Raw genomic sequence first — 17101 nt, forward strand, 5'->3', positions numbered from 1 at the left:
TTGTAGGAGGCGAAGCCGGCGTCCAGGTCGGCGGGGGTGGGCAGGTCGTCCACCGTGAAGCCGGGGGGCAGGTCGATCAGGAAGTCGTCGGTCTGCAGGGTAGGAGCTTCGAACTGCACCGGGTACTTGCGTTCCTTGCCCTCAAAGAAGTCGTCGGCCTTCTGCCCCAGCACGCGCGGGCGCAAGAGCAGCAGGCCGCCGGCGGGCTTGGCATAGTGCTCGGAGACGAACTGGTAGTGGATGATGAGATCCTGGTCGTACTTTTCGAGGTTCTCCACTGTGGGCTCTTGCAGGGAAAAGCCGCTGAGAAAGCCTCCCAGATAGTTCTCGATCACCTTGCGGCGGTCGGCTACGTTGGAGCGCAGGAAGGCGGCGCGATAGTGGGAGGCGATGGGGCCGGAGAAGGTCTCGTCCACCTGGCCGGCGAGGCGGCCGTCGGCGCTGAGGGTGAATTTGGCGGTGCGCGTCAGGCGGTTGAGGTCCGGCGGAAGCAGCGGCAGGTCGATCAATTCACCCCCCTCGGGACCGACCAGCAGCGCGGAGTTGCCTTCCTCGTACTCGGGGATCAGCCCCAGGGGCACGCGATCGTTGGTGGGATCGAAGATGAGGAGCGTACCCAGCTTGGGATGCTTCACCGTGGCATGCAGGGCGTTGCTGGGCACGTCGGGAGGCACCTGGATGGCCAGGATGACGTGGTTGAAGCCGCGGGCCACCGGCACCCCGGCTTCCACCCCGCCGTGGAAGTCGTTGAGGATCACGTAGTAAGAATTCACGCCGATGATGTCGAGCATGCTGCTGAGCAAGGTAGCCTTGTCCTTGCAGTCGCCGTAGCTGTTATGGAAGACGTCGGCGGCGGCGTGGGGCTGCCAGCCTCCGATGCCGACCTCCACGTCCACATAGCGTACCTGCCGCTGCAGGTAGGCGGCGAGCACCCGCATCTTCTCCAAGGGAGTGGCCAGCGACGCGGTGAGGGCCTGCACTTTCTGCTTCTCGTCGGGGGAGGCATCGCGCCGTCCCGCCGCCAGGCGGGCGTACCAGCGGCCCACCTCCGCCCATGAGGCCAGGCTCTTGCCGGCCAGCTCGGCGGAGCGGGGGTAGTAGATGATGTGGAACTGCCCCACCAGCGAGCGCAGCGGGGGCATGGCGTACTCGGGTTGCAGCGCCGGCAGGTCGCGCACCTCCCAGGTCCAGGTGTTCTCCCCCGCGGCCTGCGGCGCCACCTCGGGATGGTTGGCCCAGTAGGCTTTGTACTCCCACCCCTTGGGCAGGTGCAGAGTGAAGCGGCTCAGGCGGACAGGATCCGTACCCTGGAAGATCCAGCGGTCCTCCAGCACGTAGGGGCGCTGTTTCTGCTCGTATTCGTACCCGATGACATTGCCGGGATCGGCGGCGGGGATGATCAGCAGCTTCTGACGGTCGTCGGAGAAGAAGGAATCGTTGAAGAGGCTGGTTTCGACGGCGTCCTTTTCCTTGACCTCGTACTCTTTTCCCTGCGCCGGCAGGCACCAACCCTTGAGGGAGGTGAGCTTGGTTTCATTATCAAACGGCACGACCACCTGGCCGCGATCGCGCCCTTCGGGCCGCAGGATGCGGTAGGCTTCGCGGTACACGGTGGTGATCTCGCCATCGTCCTTGATGGTGGTGATCTGCTCGTCGTAGAGCAGGACCGCCTTGGTCTCCTCGGGGTACTTCCCGGCGGGCGTTTGCGCGGCGGCGCGCAGCCAGTCGGGCGGATCGGCCAGGGCCGGCGCCGCCAGCAGCAGGGGCAGACAAGCGAGACCGGCAAGCTTACTTCGGCGTCCCAGGGCGTAGGACCATCTGTTCTTCATCACCAGCTCCAACCTTGCTGTACAGGTCGCGCAGCGCAGGATAGTACTTGACATCGAAGATCACGCCGTCCATGCGGAAATCGCGCTGCAGGTGAACGGCGCCTTTCTGCTCCCCGCGCACCACCTGATAGCGGGCCGCGCCGGCGTTCACGTCGCGGGACGGCGGCAGGCTCTCGACCTGCCAGCCCGCGGGCAATTGCAGGCTCTCTTCATCGTGGGTCTGGTAAGGGTACGCGAAGTACACCGGCGAGCTGCGGGCCTCATGCTGGAAGGGATTGGTACGGTTGACCTGCAGCAAGTCCGCCGGGAGCAGGACGCGCCGCCCGGTGCTGCTGGCCACGCCCGCGCTCTCGATCGAAACGTTGGCCGTGAGTGGCTCCTCGGTGCCGTCCCACCCGCTCACGTTCTCCACTTTGACCGTGGCGCCGCTGGGCAGCCAGCTCTTGACCAGGTCCTCGATCTGCTTGCGGCGTCCGGTCTCGTCCTTATGCAGAGCGTCCAGGCGCTGCTCCAGAGCTTCCAAACCGGCGAAGGTGAGGGCGAGGGTCCCCGTCACCGTTCCCTCTTCGCTGAGGCGCAGGTCGGCCTTACGCGAGCGCACGGCCCGCTCGCTATGCGCCACCGGCGTCTCCAGGAATTGCCCCCCGTCCTTGGTGGGGCGGAGGCCGCGCGCCCCGGTATCTTCCCAGGGCAGCAGGCCGAAGGGGCAATGGGGCGTCCCCGGATCGAAGAACACTTCCTCGCCGCCCAGCTTCACCCCCGCCAGTACGCGCGTCAGCTGGGATAGGTCGAGCAGCGCGGGTTGGAAGATGCTGTCGTCGCGCTCGGTGACCCACACCAGGCTGACCTCAAAGCCGGCCGCCTCGGCCATAGCGGCGAAAGTGCGGTTGATCTGGTTGTGATAGCCGTAGCCGTGCTCCAGGATCTTCTCGGCGTTGTCGGCCTCCTTGAGCTTCTCGCGCTTGGTTTCCTGCTCCGTCTTCTCCTCCTCGAAGCTCAGATTGCGGATCTGCTGGGCGCGAGCGTAGAGCTTGCGCAGCTTGGCCTCGGGAGGGTCGCTGGGCTGCGCCAGCGTGGCCACCGCCTGCACCACGCCCTTACGCTTCTTGGTGAAATCCTCCAGGTCCTTGTACAGCTCCTTCCCTTCTCGCTTCCAGTATTCGTCCATCCCCGGCGCGCCTTCCGGCGTCCGGTAGAAGAGGACGCGCATCTTCAGCGAGTCCTCGGGAGGGCTGTACTCCTCCTTCTGGAACGCGGGAACGTTCTCCACGACCAGGTGCACGGTGCCGTCGTTGAGGGATTGCGGCCTCCCGAGGTTCTGGGGCAGGAACCAGGTGTAGCCCACCTGGATCCCGGGAGGAGCCTTGAGGACGAAGCTGGCCCTGCGGGTGAACAGCTCCTGCTGCACGATCCACTTGGGGGCGACCCAGTAGGACTGATCCCAGCGGATGGTGAATTTGTATTCCAGCACGCTGCCCGGCTGGACATCGGGCAGGCTGAAGGTCTTGGCCTGGAGGTTGAAGTCACCGCGTTTGGCCAGCACTTTGTCGAAGGCCTTCCCGGTGAAAGGCACGATGCTGCCGTCGGGATGGATGGTCCGCGCCTGGATGTTCTCGACGCTGTAAAAACCACGGTTGTAGGGGATCTCGATGTCGGCGTACTTCTTCCCCGCTTCGGTGAAGATCTTGATGCGGTAATACTGCGTCTCGACGCTCTGCGCATTATCGAGGTTGTCCTCGTGGTAGAGGATGATGGCCGCCACGCCGGGATGCGCGGGGTCGTCCTTCAGGGCCAGCTCCTGGGGGTCCACCGGCGGCCAGTCGGCGGCGAGCAGGGGCGCGGCCGGGCACAGCAGCAGCGCGGCGATCATCAGGGCTTGCAGGGTACGTTTCATGGCGGCCTCCCGGGACCCGCAGCCCGAGGGTGAGCGCCCGACCGTGGCTCATCGGAAGACGCAGACCGTCGCCCCGGGTCGTTCGGAAGCCGCACCATACCTCCATTTTGGGGGAGTGTCAATGGAATTGAGGCTCCTGTTCCGGGAACGGAACGTTCCCAGGCTGCCGGAAGACCCGAGCGCACACGCCCGGGGGCGCCCCGGCGGCGCCCTCCCCGCTATAATCGAGGGTATCTTGAAGCGCCTTTCCCTACTGCTCCTGCTGGCGGCAGCGCTGGCGCCGGCGCGGCTGGTGGCCCAAGCCGCGGCCCCTCCCGCCACCCGCATCCTCCTGGTCATGCCCTTCGACAACCTCTCCCAGGCTCCGGGGCTGGATTGGATCGGCGAATCCTTCCCCGAGGTGATGGGCGAGCGCCTGGGCACCGGCAACCTCTTCCTGGTGAGCCGGGCCGACCGGCTCTACGCCTTCGACCGCCTGGGCATCCCCGCGAGCGTGCATCCCTCGCGGGCCACCGTGCTGCGCATCGCCGAGGCCATGGACGCCGACTACGTGGTGCTGGGCAGCTACACCTTCGACGGGCAGACCTTCGGCGCCACCGCCCAGCTCCTCGACATGCGCCGCCTGCACCTCTCGCCGGAGATGAAGGAGTCGGGCCCGCTGGTCAAGTTGCTCGACATCCAGAACGCGCTGGCCTGGGACGTCCTGCGCCTGCTGAACCCGGCGCTGACCCTTTCGCGCAACGAGTTCGTAGCAGCGGCGCCCCCCATCCGTCTCGATGCCCTGGAAGCCTACATGCGCGGCACCATCGCGGGCAGCGACGAGGAGCGCATCCCCTACTTCCGCCGCGCCGTGCGCCTGAATCCCAGCTACGCTCGCGCCCAGCTCGAGCTGGGCAAGGCCTACTTCAACACCAAGGACTACGAGAGCGCGGCCGCCACCCTGGCGCATGTGCCTCGCAGCGATCCCCTGGGACGCGAGGCCAGCTTCTACCTGGGATTGGCCTGCTACTATCTGGGGCAGTTTCAGCGGGCCCAGGAAGCCTTCGACTTCGTGGCCTCGGTCATCCCCCTCTCCGAGGTGACCAACAATCTGGGCGTGGTAGCGGCGCGGCGCGGCCAGGCGCAGGCGCGGCAGTACTTTCAGCGCGCCGTCGAAGCCGATCCCAACAACCCGGACTATCACTTCAATCTGGCGGTCTCGCTGGCGCGGGCGGGAGAGACGGCGGGGGCGGCGCGGGAGCTGCGGGCCGCCTTGGAGCTGCATCCCCAGGACAGCGAGGCGGAATCGCTGCAGCAGGCGCTCACGGCAGCGGGCGCCCTGCCCCTGCCCGCCGGCAAGCTTCCCCTGGAGCGGATCGAGCTCGGCTACGACGAGACCTCCTACCGGCAGTTGGCCATGGAGATCGAGAACGTCAGCGAGATGCGGCTCTCGCAGCTGGACGACCGCACTCACGCCCGCGCCCATGCGGACCGCGGCCGCGAGATGCTGGCGCAGGGTTACCTGCCGGAGGCGGAGAAGCAGTTCCGCGAGGCCATCACCCTGGACCCCACCAACGCCGCCGCCCACGCCGGGCTGGCGCAGGCGCTGGAGAAGCGCCTGGACTACGCCGGGGCGCGCGCCGAGGCCCAGGCCTCGCTCCGCCTGCAGCCTTCGGTGGAGGCATATCTGGTGCTGGCGAGGCTGGATTTGAGGGACAATAAGATAGACGAGGCGGCCCGCAGCGTGGAGCAGGCCCTGGGGCTGGCTCCCGGCGATGCCGCCGCCCTCGCGCTCGAGCGCGAGATCGCAGCCCAGCGCGCGCAGAAAGCGCCGCCGCTGCCCAAGCCATGAAAGCGCACCTCACCCTGCGAATGCTTCTGCTCCTGGGGATGCTGCTGGGAGCCTCCGCCGCCCGCGCCCAAGTCCTGAAGATCAGCGTGGACGACACCATCCAGCCCATCTCTGCGGAGTACATCGGCCGCGCCATCGACACCGCCGCGCAGCAGCGCGACCAGGCCGTGCTCATCGAGTTGCGTACCCCCGGCGGACTCTCCGACTCCACCCGCGAGATCATCCAGAAGATCCTGGCCTCGCCGGTGCCGGTGATCGTCTACGTGGCACCCAGCGGCGGCTACGCCGCCTCCGCCGGCTTCTTCATCCTGGAGTCCGCCGACGTGGCTGCCATGGCTCCCGGGACCAACACCGGCGCCGCCCATCCCGTGATCATCGGTCCCGGCGGCGACGAAAAGATGGATCCGGTCATGAAGGAGAAGCTGGAGAACGACTCGGCCGCCTTCATGCGCTCCTTCGTCTCCAAGCGCGGGCGCAACGTGGCGGTGGCGGAGAGCGCGGTGCGCCAGTCCAAGTCCTTCACCGACCAGGAGGCGTTGCAGCAGCACCTCATCGACGTGGTGGCGGCCAGCGACCAGGATCTGCTCAAGCAGCTCGACGGCCGCGAGGTCACGCGCTTCAGCGGCGAGAAGGTGACCCTGCACCTGGCCAACGCCCAGATCCGCAGCTTCGACATGTCGCTGAAGCAGCGCATCCTCAACTACCTGATCGATCCCAACGTGGCCTTCATCCTGTTCACCATCGGGATGCTGGCGCTGTACGCGGAGTTCAACCATCCTGGAGCAGTGGTACCCGGGGTGGTGGGATTCATCTTCATCCTGCTGGCGCTCTTCTCCTTCCACCTGCTGCCCACGCGCTATGCGGCCCTGATCCTGATCATCGCCGGCTTCGTGCTCTTTGCCCTGGAGGCCAAGTTCCAGACTCACGGGGTGCTGACCATCGGCGGCATCGTGGTCATGGTGATCGGGGCGCTCATGCTGGTGGACAGCCCCATCCCGGAGATGCGGGTGCGGCTGGGCACCGCGCTGGCCGTCAGCATTCCCATGGGGGTGATTACGGTCTTTCTCGTCGGCCTGGTGCTGAAGGCGCGGCGCGCCAAGGTGCAGACCGGCAAGGAGGGCCTGGTGGGCATGGTGGGGGTGGCCCAGACGGCGCTGGCGCCGCAAGGCAAGATCTTCGTCAACGGCGAGATCTGGAACGCGGTGGCGGCGGCGCAGATCAATCCCGGCGACCCGGTGCGGGTGCGCACCGTCAAGGGGCTGGTGCTCGAGGTGGAGCCCGCGCCCGCCGGCTCGCGCCCCGGCCAAGCCTGAGGCGGGAAGTCACACGCTGTTCTTCTTTTTCGGCCTTCGGCCCTGATATACAATCCCGGACGAGAGCGGCGCGCCGCTTCGCCCGCGAATGGAGGCTTTATGGGTGGTTTCCTGGCTGTGGTCATCATCATCTTCGTCATCTACATCCTGAGTTCCATCAAGATCCTGCGCGAGTACGAGCGCGGCGTGATCTTCCGCCTGGGGCACGTGCTGCCGGCCCCCAAGGGGCCGGGCGTGATCCTGGTCTTCGCCCCGGTGGACCGCATCGTGCGCATCTCCCTGCGGCAGGACGCGCTGGAGGTGCCGCCCCAGGACATCATCACCCGCGACAACGTCACCCTGAAGGTGAACGCGGTCATCTTCCTGCGCGTCATCGACCCCAACAAGGCCGTGATCCAGGTCTCCAACTACCTCTACCAGACCTCGCAGTTCGCGCAGACCACGCTGCGCTCGGTGCTGGGCGAGGTGGAATTGGACGAATTGCTGGCTCACCGAGAGAAGCTCAACCTGCGGCTGCAGACCATCCTCGACACCCACACCGACCCCTGGGGCGTGAAGGTGGTGAACGTCGAGGTCAAGCAGGTGGACCTGAATGAGAACATGATCCGCGCCATGGCCAAGCAGGCGGAGGCGGAGCGCGAGAAGCGCTCGAAGATCATCCACGCGGAGGGCGAGTTCGCGGCCGCGCAGCGCCTGGCCGACGCCGCCAAGGTGCTGGCCGGCGAGCCCATCACTATCCAGTTGCGCTACCTGCAGACCCTGACCGAGATCGGCGCGGAGAAGAACACCACCATCGTCTTCCCCGTGCCGGTGGACATCGTGACCGGGCTGAGCCATCTGCTGGAGAAGGTCAGCAGCCAGAAGTAGCGGGTATTTCCGGGGTTACTAGCCGTCCGGCCCGACTTGGGTTAGAAGTTGGGCATGGATTACGAAGAGCAGGAACCGGAATATAACGAAGTCCACACGGGAACCGGCAAGCTGCTGCTGCTGTTTGTAGGCCTGGTGATGGTCTGTGCCGTCTTCTTCGGCTTGGGCTATACCATGGGCAAGACCGCGGCCGTCAAGGCCGGGTCGCTGGTTCCCGACGCGGCCGCGGCCACCCCCTCCGACGCTAGCAAGCCTTCCCCCGCGGTGCCCGCGGACTCCGCCGCAGCCTGTCCCCAGGGGCAGGACTGCAGCGCGCAGGGAGCCGCACCCGCCTCTTCCGACCAGATGACTTTTTATAAGTCGGTGGAACAGAAGGACGCCAACGCGCAGTTGTCCCCGCCTGCGACCGCCGCGCCCGACCCGGACGCTGCCGCCGCGGCTCCCGCCCCGGCTGCCGCGAGCAAGCTGGCCACACCCGAGAAGAGCGCCGCCCCGGTCACGCTGTCCGGGTACTCGGTGCAGGTGGCGGCGGTGACCAAGCCGCAAGACGCCCAGGCGCTGGTGGATGCCCTCCACCAGAAGCAGTATCCCGCCTTCGTCACCAGCGCGCCCAGCGACAAGCTGTTGCACGTGCAGGTAGGACCGTTCTCCGATCTCAAGGACGCTCAGGCCATGAAGGCCCGCCTGGCCGCAGACGGCTACAACCCCATCCTCAAGAAGTGAATCGAGCCATCGAGTCATCGGGCCATCGAGTCATTGGAAGTCAATGACGCGATGAACCGATGACTTGATCGCTCAATTCACTCAGTCCGTGTCGAACCTCTGCTCCTTCCAGGGATCCCCATACATGTGGTAGCCGTTCTGCTCCCAGAAGCCGGGGACGTCGTGGTCGAAGAACTCGATCCCCCGCACCCACTTCACCGACTTCCAGGCATAGAGGTGGGGCACGATCAGGCGGAGGGGGTAGCCGTGCTCGGGAGTGAGCGGCTGGCCGTCGTGGTGGGTGGCCAAGAGCACGTTGGGGCGGTCGAGGTCGGGCAGGGGGACGTTGGCGGTGAAGCCCTGCTCGGCGTGCACCAGCACGAAGCCGGCGCGCGGCCCCAGCTTCACCCGCTGGAGAAGTTCGCGGAAAGCCACTCCGCCCCAGCGGTTGTCGAAGCGGCTCCAGCGGGTGACGCAGTGGAAGTCGCTGGTGTCCTCGATGCGGGGCAGGCGGTTGAACTCTTCCCAGGACAGGCTGAGGGGTTGCTCCACCAGCCCGGTGATGCGGAAGACCCAGCGCGCCGGGTCGAAGCGCGGCACCGAGCCGTAGTGCAGCACCGGCCACTTCAGGGTGAGCGACTGCCCGGGAGGCAGGCGGCCCTCCTCCAGCTTCTTGCGTTCTTCCTGCTTGCGTTCGCTGCCATCGAAGAGCATGGGTCTCCCCCGGGACTGGGAACGATTGTACCCTGCCCCGGGGAGGTCCGGCCGGGGAGGCCGGCCAAGCGATGCCGCCGGGGGCGGGAAGATACAGATTGACGTCTGTCGATGGATAGGGTATACATCATATTGACAGGTGTCGATATGCCGCATCCCGTCTCCCACGATCCGCTGAGCCGCATGCTGCGCGCCATCGCCGACCCCACCCGGCGCAAGATCCTGCGCCTGCTCACCCAGAAGGGCTGCTGCTCCATCGCCCGCCCGGTGGGGATGTGCGCCTGCGACATCGAGGCGCGAGTGCGCCTCTCCCAGCCCACCGTCTCCCACCACATGGCCATCCTGAAGGAGGCTGGGCTGGTGCGCTCGGAGAAGCACGAACAATGGATGTGGTACCGCCGCCATGAGCGCGGCCTGGAAAAACTGCGCCGCGCCCTGCGCGTCGAACTCTGAAGGAGGAAGCGGATGAAGACCAAGGAAGACATCACGCAGGCGGTCCAGGAACGTTACGGCGAGATCGCGCGCGGGCAGCGGCCGGGGTGCGGCTGCGGCACCCCCGGCCAGTCCAAAGCGGCCATCGGCTACTCCGCCGAGGACCTGGAGCTGGCCGGGCAGGCCAACCTGGGGTTGGGCTGCGGCAATCCTCTGGCCCTGGCCGACCTCCAGCCGGGCATGACCGTGCTCGACTTGGGCAGCGGCGCCGGATTCGACGCCTTCCTGGCCTGGCGCCGGGTCGGTCCCAGCGGCCGGGTGATCGGAGTGGACATGACCGACGACATGCTGGCGCTGGCGCGCAAGAACGCCGCCGACCTGGGCGCCGGCAACGTCGAGTTCCGCAAGGGGCAGATCGAGCGCTTGCCGGTGGACGACGCCGCGGTGGACTTCGTCATCAGCAACTGCGTCATCAACCTCTCCGCCGACAAGCCCGCGGTCTTCCGCGAGGTGGCGCGCGTGCTCAAACCCGGCGGCCGCTTCGCGGTGAGCGACCTGGTGCTGCTGCGCGCGCTGCCCGCGGCCATCGCCGCCGACGTCAGCGCCTACGTGGGCTGCGTAGCCGGGGCCAGCCTCATGGGCGATTACGTGCGCCTGGCTTTGCAGGCCGGCTTGACCGACTTGAGCATCCCGCAGATGAGCGACGGCAATGCCCTGGCCGCAGCCTGGACCAGCGATCTCAAGCCGCTGATCGAGCGCTTCGGGGAGGGAGCGCTGCGCGAAGCTGCCTCCGCCCTGGTCTCCATCCGGCTGCACGGGCGCAAGCCTGCGGCCACCACCCAGGTGTCTCGCTCCTGCTGCGGCTGAGGCCAAGAGAAAAGGGGCGGCTGCGGGCCGCCCCTTCCCTGCTTCCCAGTCCTGCCTAGCGCGAGACCATCTTGAAGATGTCCGACTTCATCAGCGCCTGGAAGCGCTGGTCGTCGCTCTCGAAGTGGACCTTGAGGTCGTGGCTGTCGGAATCCACGGTCACGTTGTCCAGGGCGGTCTTTTCCACGCCCGTGGCCTGCTGCCGGCGGAAGAGCAGGGCCGCCTGCAGGAGCGAGGACAGGGTAGCCGCGGTCATCTGGTCGGTGGTGGCCACCTTGAGGTCGAAGTTCACGCCGTTGCCGAAGTCCATGGCGTAGCGGGAGCCCAGCAGCCGCTGGCTGACGGTGCCGTAGGTATCGAGCGAAGAGGCCTGGCCCAGCGCCGAGCGCAGCATGGTCTGGGTGCCGATGGAGTCGAGCACGCTCCACACCGCGCCCGAATCCACGTCGCTCATCATGTCGGTCATCTGGGAGTTGGCAGCCAGGCTCTCGGCGAACCCGTCGCGCGCGTCCAGGGCCTGGCGCAGGGCGGTGGGGTCGCCGAAGACCAGGGTGGAGGGGTCAGCGAAGGTCAATTCCATACCCACGCCTAAAGGATAGAGATTCGAGTCACGGTACTGCGCCGCGCGGACCTTCTGCGCGCGCAGCTTCTGCAGCACGCCGGCGCGTGTGAAGGTACCGGAGGCCAAGCAAAGCAGGCGCAGGCTGCCGTCCTTGCCCCGCACCGAGGCAAAGGTGATTTGCTCGATAGCGCCGGGCTCGATGCCCACGTTACGCAGCGCGCCCTCCGTCGCCTTCAGGTTCTGGGGCAGGACCCGCTCCTTCAGCGCCATGCCGGTAGGCGAATTGCGCAGGGTGCGGTAGTCCACCGAGATGATCTGCTGCACGTTGCCGGGGATCATGACGCGCGCCGAGGTGCCCAGGCCGGTGGCCAGCGCGGGCAGCCCGCTGAAGAGGAGAGCGGCCAGGAGCATGATGCGGTACTTCATGAAACCTCACTTCTGCAGGCGCTGCGCGAAGCCCGTCCTGCGCTTGGAGTCGCGGGGTGTGCGATTGGTTGATTATAGCAATCCTGGGCGACAGGACGATTTCGGACCTTCTTCCGGGTGGTGTAGAATCCCCGGCCGTGAAGGCGACACGAGCCATCCTCATGCTTCTCGTTGCAAGCCTGTTGTTCCCGATGAGGAGCAGGGGCGGCGTCACGTTTGAGCAGGACATCCCCGGAACCCTGTACATCCTGGCGGTCGGTATCGACGAATACCCACGCGGCGACCACGGCCAGTTCGTCAATCTGGGAGGCTGCAAGAACGACGTGACCGCCATCGTGGCGGCGTTGGAGAAGAAGTCCGTGCCCCGCTATGTCCGCGTGGACAAGCAGGTGCTCTTGGACCGCGACGCCACCCGCGAACGGGTCGAAGCGGCAATCAACCACATCATCCACGAGTCCAAACCGGACGACACGGTGGTCGTTTACTTTGCCGGGCACGCCTACCGCGGCGGGGCGGGCACGCCTAGCGGAGCAGGGGACGAGTTCTTCCTCGCCATGTCCAACGCCAACCAGGCCGGCCCGGAGAGCGGGATCCCCGGCCGTCTCCTCAAGAGCTGGCTGTCCAGGGTCCAGGCCGGCCACCAGCTCGTAATATTCGACGCCAGCTATTCGGACCTAGCGGTCCAGATCTTTCGCTCCCACGTGGAAGAAGACTCCAAGGAGGCCCTCGAACTGGCGAACCGCAGCTTGCTGGTGGTGGGGTACGAGGGGCCGGGCTGGGAGGGCCGAGACGACAAAGGAGAGACGCATGGCCTGCTTACAATCATCCTGGCGCGGGCTCTCTCCGGGCAAGGCGATGCTTTTCCCAAGGATGGGGTGCTGTGGGCATCCGAGCTCCAAGCCTATGTGTACGCCGGTGGCGCTGAGGAAAGGGTGCGAACCGGATCCTACCAGCACGCAGCCACGTGGATGTCAGGAAGCGACTTCGCCGTCTTAACCACCGACGCCGCCCTGGCCAGCACGAGTCGCGGCTTCGCGCAGCCGGCCGAGGCCAGTCCCACGGAGGCTCCGGCCCCACCCGCGCCGAAGAACTACGCGCTGTTGATTGCGGGCGACGAGTACGACAACAAGAGCTGGCCCCAGCTCAGCAACCCCGTTTTCGACGCGACCAGCCTGGCCCAGGAGCTCAAGGAAGGTTATGACTTCGAAACCCAGATGGTTACGAACCCGACTCGAAAGGACATCTTCGCCGTCCTGAAGGACTACCAGAAGAAGACGTTCTCGGATGATGACGAGCTCTTTATCTTCATCGCGGGGCACGGTTACTTCGACGAAGCCGGCGGGGAAGGCTACGTGATCGCGCGCGATTCCGCGCCCCCGGGCGACGATCTTCCCAGCACGGCTTACCCTTTCTCCAGCCTGCGCACGGCCGTGGACAACATTCACGCCAAGCACATCTTCCTGGTGCTGGACGTGTGCTTCGGCGGCACCTTCGATGAACGTATCACCCGGGCCACCGGCCGCGGTGGTGACGACGAGTACCAGGAGGTCTCGAAGGCCGAGTTCGTGCAGCGCAAGATGAAGTACAAGACGCGTCGCTACCTGACCTCCGGTGGGAAGGAGTACGTGGGCGACGGCCGTCCGGGCCAGCACTCCCCCTTCGCCCGCCGCCTGCTGGAGGCGATGCGCAGCCGGGGAGGCAAAGAAGGCATCCTCACCATGAACAGGCTTCTTCCGTACGTCGAAAAAGTCACGCCGGAGCCACGCGCGGGAGAGTTTGGGCACAACGAGCCCGGCAGCGATTTTCTTTTCATTGCGGGCGGGCCCCAAGGCGCGCCTGCGCCGCCTCAGAACTGATTCAGTCGGCCTCCCCCGAAGCCGCCGTTGCCTGGCTCAGGGCCCAGGCTCGCTGCCGCTCCAGGCTGGCCAAGAAGGGCTTGAGTGCGCCGTAAAGAAGCATCCCTCCCAGGCCGCAGGCGGCGGCCGTCACCAGCGCCAGCGAGTAGTTCAGCGCCGTATCCCGCCGGAAGAGGTACTGGGTGCAGGCGGCCACCGCGGTGGGGCCGATGCCCAGGCCGATGAGGTTGATGACGAACAGGTAGAGGGCCGAGGCCTGGCCGCGCATCTCCGCCGGCATCATCTCCTGGATGGCGGCGGGGGCGACGCCGAAAGGCGCCGACTGCAGCAGCACCAGGGGCGCCAGCAGCGCCAGCGACCACCTCGGCGAGGGCGACAAGAAAACCGCGCAGCCGACGGGGATCAGCAGCATCGCCGCCACCGCCCCCACGAACAGGTTGGCGTTGGCGCGGCCGCGCGCGCGCAGCCGGTCCGCCATCCAGCCCGCCCCGATGATCCCGAGACTGCCGAAGATGCCTACGTTCAGACCGAAGGCGACGCCCGCCGAGCGGATGCTCCACTGGAAGCTACGGTGGAAGAACTCCGGGATCCAGGCCGCGCCCGCATAGCCGGAGAGCGCCAGCAGGCCGAAACCCATATTGTGCAGCACGAAAGTGCGGCCGTTCCTGCCGATATAGGAGAAAACCTGGCGGAGCGGCACCGCCGGACGCTTCCGTGCAGTCGCAAGCCGCGCCGCCGGCTCGCGCACGGTGTAGAGTAAGGGCGCCATGGCCACCCCCGGCAATCCCAGCGCCAGGAAGATGAGCTGCCACGACCGCACCGTGCCCACCAGAGGAAGCGTCCAGGCGGCCTGGGTGGAGGCCCAGCCCACCACCAGCCCGCCCACGGCGTAGGAGAGGCCCGAGCCCAGGTAGATCCCCATGGAATACACGCTGATAGCGATGGCCAGCCGTCGCCGCGGGAAGTAGTCGGTGATCAGGGAGTAGGCGGCCGGCGAGAGCGCGGCCTCCCCCACGCCCACGCCCATGCGCAGGAACAACATCTGCCAGAAGGTGTGGGCCAGGCCGCAAGCGGTGGTCAGCAGGCTCCAGGCCAGGAGGCCGAGCGCGATGATGCGCCGCCGGCTATGGATGTCGGCCAGCCGCCCGATGGGGATCCCGAAGAAGGTATAGAAGAGCGCGAAGCTCAGCCCCTGCAGCAGGCTGATCTGGGTATCGCTGATCTGCAGGTCGTGGCGCAGCGGGGTCACCAGCAGGCTGAAGATCTGGCGGTCGATGAAGGAGAAGACGTAGGCCAGGGTGAGCACGCCCACGACGTACCAGGCGTAGCGCAGGGAGGGACTGGGTTCGTCGGGGGCCGCGGGAGCGGGGACGGCCGTAGCTTCCGCAGGCATGAGGCGGCATTCTATAGAACGCCGGCCTCCCGGACAATCGGCGCGCTACCTGCCCGCGGTCTTGGCCACGGGCTCGGCCTTGCGGCGGGCGGCATAGGAGCGCAGCGACTCGGCCAGACGGGCCCGCTCGGAGGGCGGCAGGCCCACGAACTCTACCCCGAGCTCGCCCTTCTCGGCGCGCCGTACCAGGGCCTTGCTGTGAAACCACTTGGAGCCGGGCAGATCCAGGAAGAACTTCACCTCGATCTCGTCGCCCACCTCGTAGTGCCGGTCGCCGGCAAAGCCCATGCCGCCCTCGCTGATGTCGGAGGCCACTCCCAGGGTGAAGTCGGGCGCCCTTCCGTACTGCATGCTGAGCTGGACGGGCCAGCGCGGGAAGGCGCGACGCTCCTCGGGCCTGGGGGCGGCCGGCTTGGGAGCTTCGCTCGCCACCGCCAGCACGCCCAGGCTTCCCACGCGGCGGCCCGCGGCCTCCAGGTCGCGCAGGTCTCCGGCGGTGAAGTCGGGGCCCGCCGCAGCCAGGGTGGCGCCCTTGCGGGAGATCTGGACGACGCCCAGCACCTTGCGGTGCTCATCTACCACGGGCGACGACATCAGCTTCTGGATCACGCGCGCCTCAGGCTCGCTGCTGGACTCCTCCGAACCCAGTTTGACCGTCTCGAAGACGCTGCTGTGCTTGACCTTGACGAAGCTGTTGAACAGCTCCGCCTTGCGCGTGGAGGCGGTGCGGGCGGCGACGGCCGAGCTGGAGATAGGGATGGCGCCCGCCGCCTGCAGCTCCGGCGGGTAGACGAAGTGCAGCATCCTGCCCTGCACCCGCAGCAGCGCTACCTCGTCGCGGCGCACGGAGAAGATGCCGGCTAGCTCCGCGCACACTTTCTCCACGGAGTCGCAGTTCTGCCGAGAGAGCCTTTGGAGACGGTCCAAGCTGTTATCCCAGTATTCCCTTGGGAACCATTCTCACAGCACCGCTCCGCGCCGTCAATTGACGGCGGTAACGCCGCAATGCACGAAGGTAACCCTGTTGGGGATGATGGGAGGTGTGGGTCCCTAAATCTTCAGCGCGCCGGCGCGGCCGCGGACTTCGCGGGCGAAGGCTTCGTCTTCGAGCGAGGTCAGATTGATCTCGACGTTGGCCAGGGCGCCTTCGACCGCGGCGCGGGCCAGGGCCAGCGCCACCGTCAGATCGGAGGCCATGTTGGGATTGGTGATGGGCCGCAGCGACTCCGCGATGCGCCCCACTTCCCGGGCCCGCTCCGCCACCTGGAGAGGCACGCTGGTGGCGGTTTTCAGCGCATCGCGCACGGCGCCGTTGGAGCCGGCGGCATCCTTGGCCTGCTTGTAGGCCGCGACCACGCTCTTGTAGGCCTCGGCGTCGGCGTCGATCGCCGCCTTCAATTCCTCCCGCAGTTGCGCCAAGCGGGCCAGGGCCTCGCTCAGTTGGCGCTCGTACTGCACATAATTCTTCTTGCCGCGCGACATCCCGGCCACCATAGCCGTCAGTCCCGCCGCCATGGCCGCCGCCGCCGCGGAAGCCGAGCCGCCGCCGGGAGTGCTGATGGGCGCGGCCAGTTGCTCGACGAAGGGCTCCACCCCGGCCCGCAGGCCGCCCACCGCCATCTTGCCGCTCATCACCGCCGCCAGCCGGTTCTCCAAAATCAGCGAGGAATCGAAGTTCTCGATCTGCAGGAACCACTCCGAGGCCGCCTCCAGCGCCTTCTTGGGGATCAGCCCCACGATCTCGCTGAAGGCGGGCAGCACCCCGTAGCGCGCGGCCTCGCGCTTCACCACCTCGAAGACGCGCGCGATCGGGGTTTGCTCGAAGTCGGTGAGGTTCATGGAGACCTGGGCCAGGCCGCGCACCGGGAAGCCCGCCGCCTTCACGTATCGCAGCCCGCCGTTGGAGTAGCGGATGGCCTTGGCCACCTTCTTGGCCACCTCCACATCGGGGGTGTTGAGGTAGATGTTGTAAGCGATGAGGAACTTGCGCGCGCCCACCACGGTGGCGCCGGCGGTGGGATGCAGGCGCGGCTCACCGAAGTCGGGACGTCGGGCGGGGTTGGTCTTCACCTCTTCGCGCAGGCCCTCGAATTGCCCGCGGCGAATGTTCTCCAGGTTCTGGCGCTCAGGGGTGGCGGCCGCAGCCTCGTAGAGATAGACGGGGATCTGGTAGCGCTTCCAGATCTCTTCGCCCACCTGGCGGGCAAGCTGCACGCAGTCTTCGATGGTGACGCCTTCGATGGGAATGAAGGGCACGACGTCGGCGGCGCCCATGCGCGGGTGCGCGCCCTGGTGCTGGGTCAGGTCGATGAGTTCGGCGGCCTTGCCCACGCCGCGCAGGGCGGCTTCGCCGATGGCCTCGCGCGGGCCGACGAGCGTGATGACGCAGCGGTTGTGGTCGGCGTCCATCTCGCG

14 protein-coding genes are annotated in these 17101 nt (G+C 66.9%); 7 read left to right on the plus strand and 7 right to left on the minus strand.

Features of this window, described 5'->3' with window-relative positions:
* Window positions 1-1829, minus strand: a 1829-nt coding sequence (locus VEG08_15140; GenBank protein HXZ29328.1) for a DUF3857 and transglutaminase domain-containing protein, incomplete at its 3' end; no start/stop codon positions are given.
* The gene (locus tag VEG08_15145) at window positions 1789-3723 is read right to left on the minus strand and encodes a DUF3857 domain-containing protein (protein ID HXZ29329.1); all 1935 of its coding nucleotides are present in this window, start codon (window positions 3721-3723) and stop codon (window positions 1789-1791) included. The genes VEG08_15140 and VEG08_15145, both read right to left, overlap by 41 nt.
* Window positions 3724-3958: 235 nt before the next feature.
* Here VEG08_15145 and VEG08_15150 point away from each other — a divergent pair, with 235 nt between their 5' ends.
* The 4 genes from VEG08_15150 to VEG08_15165 all read left to right on the plus strand — a co-directional run bounded on the left by VEG08_15150 (window position 3959) and on the right by VEG08_15165 (window position 8457).
* Window positions 3959-5554, plus strand: a complete 1596-nt coding sequence (locus VEG08_15150) for a tetratricopeptide repeat protein (GenBank protein HXZ29330.1) — start codon at window positions 3959-3961, stop codon at window positions 5552-5554.
* Between the two features lie 20 nt (window positions 5555-5574).
* Window positions 5575-6867 carry a nodulation protein NfeD gene (locus VEG08_15155; protein ID HXZ29331.1) on the plus strand — a complete coding sequence of 431 codons (1293 nt, stop codon included), beginning with the start codon at window positions 5575-5577 and terminating at the stop codon, window positions 6865-6867.
* Between the two features lie 99 nt (window positions 6868-6966).
* Window positions 6967-7734 (plus strand): slipin family protein, encoded by a 768-nt coding sequence (locus VEG08_15160; protein ID HXZ29332.1) that lies wholly within the window; start codon window positions 6967-6969, stop codon window positions 7732-7734.
* Window positions 7735-7788: 54 nt separating this feature from the next.
* Entirely contained in the window at window positions 7789-8457 is a 669-nt protein-coding gene (locus VEG08_15165; protein HXZ29333.1) for an SPOR domain-containing protein, read from the plus strand.
* A gap of 81 nt (window positions 8458-8538) precedes the next feature.
* Here VEG08_15165 and VEG08_15170 read toward each other — a convergent pair whose 3' ends face one another.
* A complete protein-coding gene (locus tag VEG08_15170; GenBank protein ID HXZ29334.1) occupies window positions 8539-9150 on the minus strand; it encodes a sulfite oxidase-like oxidoreductase in 612 nt (203 codons plus the stop codon).
* 147 nt (window positions 9151-9297) lie between these two features.
* Here VEG08_15170 and VEG08_15175 point away from each other — a divergent pair, with 147 nt between their 5' ends.
* On the plus strand, window positions 9298-9603 hold the full coding sequence (locus VEG08_15175) for a metalloregulator ArsR/SmtB family transcription factor (protein ID HXZ29335.1): 306 nt from the start codon (window positions 9298-9300) through the stop codon (window positions 9601-9603).
* Between the two features lie 12 nt (window positions 9604-9615).
* A complete protein-coding gene (gene arsM / locus VEG08_15180; GenBank protein ID HXZ29336.1) occupies window positions 9616-10449 on the plus strand; it encodes an arsenite methyltransferase in 834 nt (277 codons plus the stop codon).
* A gap of 55 nt (window positions 10450-10504) precedes the next feature.
* On the opposite strand, the gene VEG08_15185 is transcribed toward arsM, so the two are convergent.
* Complete coding sequence (locus VEG08_15185) at window positions 10505-11437, minus strand: hypothetical protein (protein HXZ29337.1); 933 nt, start codon at window positions 11435-11437, stop codon at window positions 10505-10507.
* 137 nt (window positions 11438-11574) lie between these two features.
* On the opposite strand from VEG08_15185, the gene VEG08_15190 reads away from it, so the two are divergent.
* The gene (locus tag VEG08_15190; protein ID HXZ29338.1) at window positions 11575-13293 is read left to right on the plus strand and encodes a caspase family protein; all 1719 of its coding nucleotides are present in this window, start codon (window positions 11575-11577) and stop codon (window positions 13291-13293) included.
* 1 nt (window position 13294) lies between these two features.
* Here the strand turns inward: VEG08_15190 and VEG08_15195 are convergent, their stop codons facing one another.
* The 3 genes from VEG08_15195 to ftcD all read right to left on the minus strand — a co-directional run.
* Window positions 13295-14686 carry an MFS transporter gene (locus VEG08_15195; GenBank protein HXZ29339.1) on the minus strand — a complete coding sequence of 464 codons (1392 nt, stop codon included), beginning with the start codon at window positions 14684-14686 and terminating at the stop codon, window positions 13295-13297.
* A gap of 45 nt (window positions 14687-14731) precedes the next feature.
* Window positions 14732-15571: a PilZ domain-containing protein gene (locus VEG08_15200; GenBank protein ID HXZ29340.1), complete on the minus strand. Its 840-nt coding sequence runs from the start codon at window positions 15569-15571 to the stop codon at window positions 14732-14734.
* Between the two features lie 165 nt (window positions 15572-15736).
* Window positions 15737-17101, minus strand: a 1365-nt coding sequence (ftcD, locus tag VEG08_15205) for a glutamate formimidoyltransferase (protein HXZ29341.1), incomplete at its 5' end; no start/stop codon positions are given.

It is taken from the genome of Terriglobales bacterium (genome assembly GCA_035624475.1).
GTDB lineage: Bacteria > Acidobacteriota > Terriglobia > Terriglobales > Acidobacteriaceae > DASPRL01.

What these genes read in the sequence shown, in the direction of transcription:
- arsM (HXZ29336.1), top strand. Translation starts at nt 9,616, where the DNA reads ATGAAGACCAAGGAAGACATCACGCAGGCGGTCCAGGAACGTTACGGC.
- VEG08_15145 (HXZ29329.1), bottom strand. Translation starts at nt 3,723, where the DNA reads ATGAAACGTACCCTGCAAGCCCTGATGATCGCCGCGCTGCTGCTGTGC.
- VEG08_15155 (HXZ29331.1), top strand. Translation starts at nt 5,575, where the DNA reads ATGCTTCTGCTCCTGGGGATGCTGCTGGGAGCCTCCGCCGCCCGCGCC.
- VEG08_15195 (HXZ29339.1), bottom strand. Translation starts at nt 14,686, where the DNA reads ATGCCTGCGGAAGCTACGGCCGTCCCCGCTCCCGCGGCCCCCGACGAA.
- VEG08_15175 (HXZ29335.1), top strand. Translation starts at nt 9,298, where the DNA reads ATGCCGCATCCCGTCTCCCACGATCCGCTGAGCCGCATGCTGCGCGCC.
- VEG08_15165 (HXZ29333.1), top strand. Translation starts at nt 7,789, where the DNA reads ATGGATTACGAAGAGCAGGAACCGGAATATAACGAAGTCCACACGGGA.
- VEG08_15160 (HXZ29332.1), top strand. Translation starts at nt 6,967, where the DNA reads ATGGGTGGTTTCCTGGCTGTGGTCATCATCATCTTCGTCATCTACATC.
- VEG08_15170 (HXZ29334.1), bottom strand. Translation starts at nt 9,150, where the DNA reads ATGCTCTTCGATGGCAGCGAACGCAAGCAGGAAGAACGCAAGAAGCTG.
- VEG08_15185 (HXZ29337.1), bottom strand. Translation starts at nt 11,437, where the DNA reads ATGAAGTACCGCATCATGCTCCTGGCCGCTCTCCTCTTCAGCGGGCTG.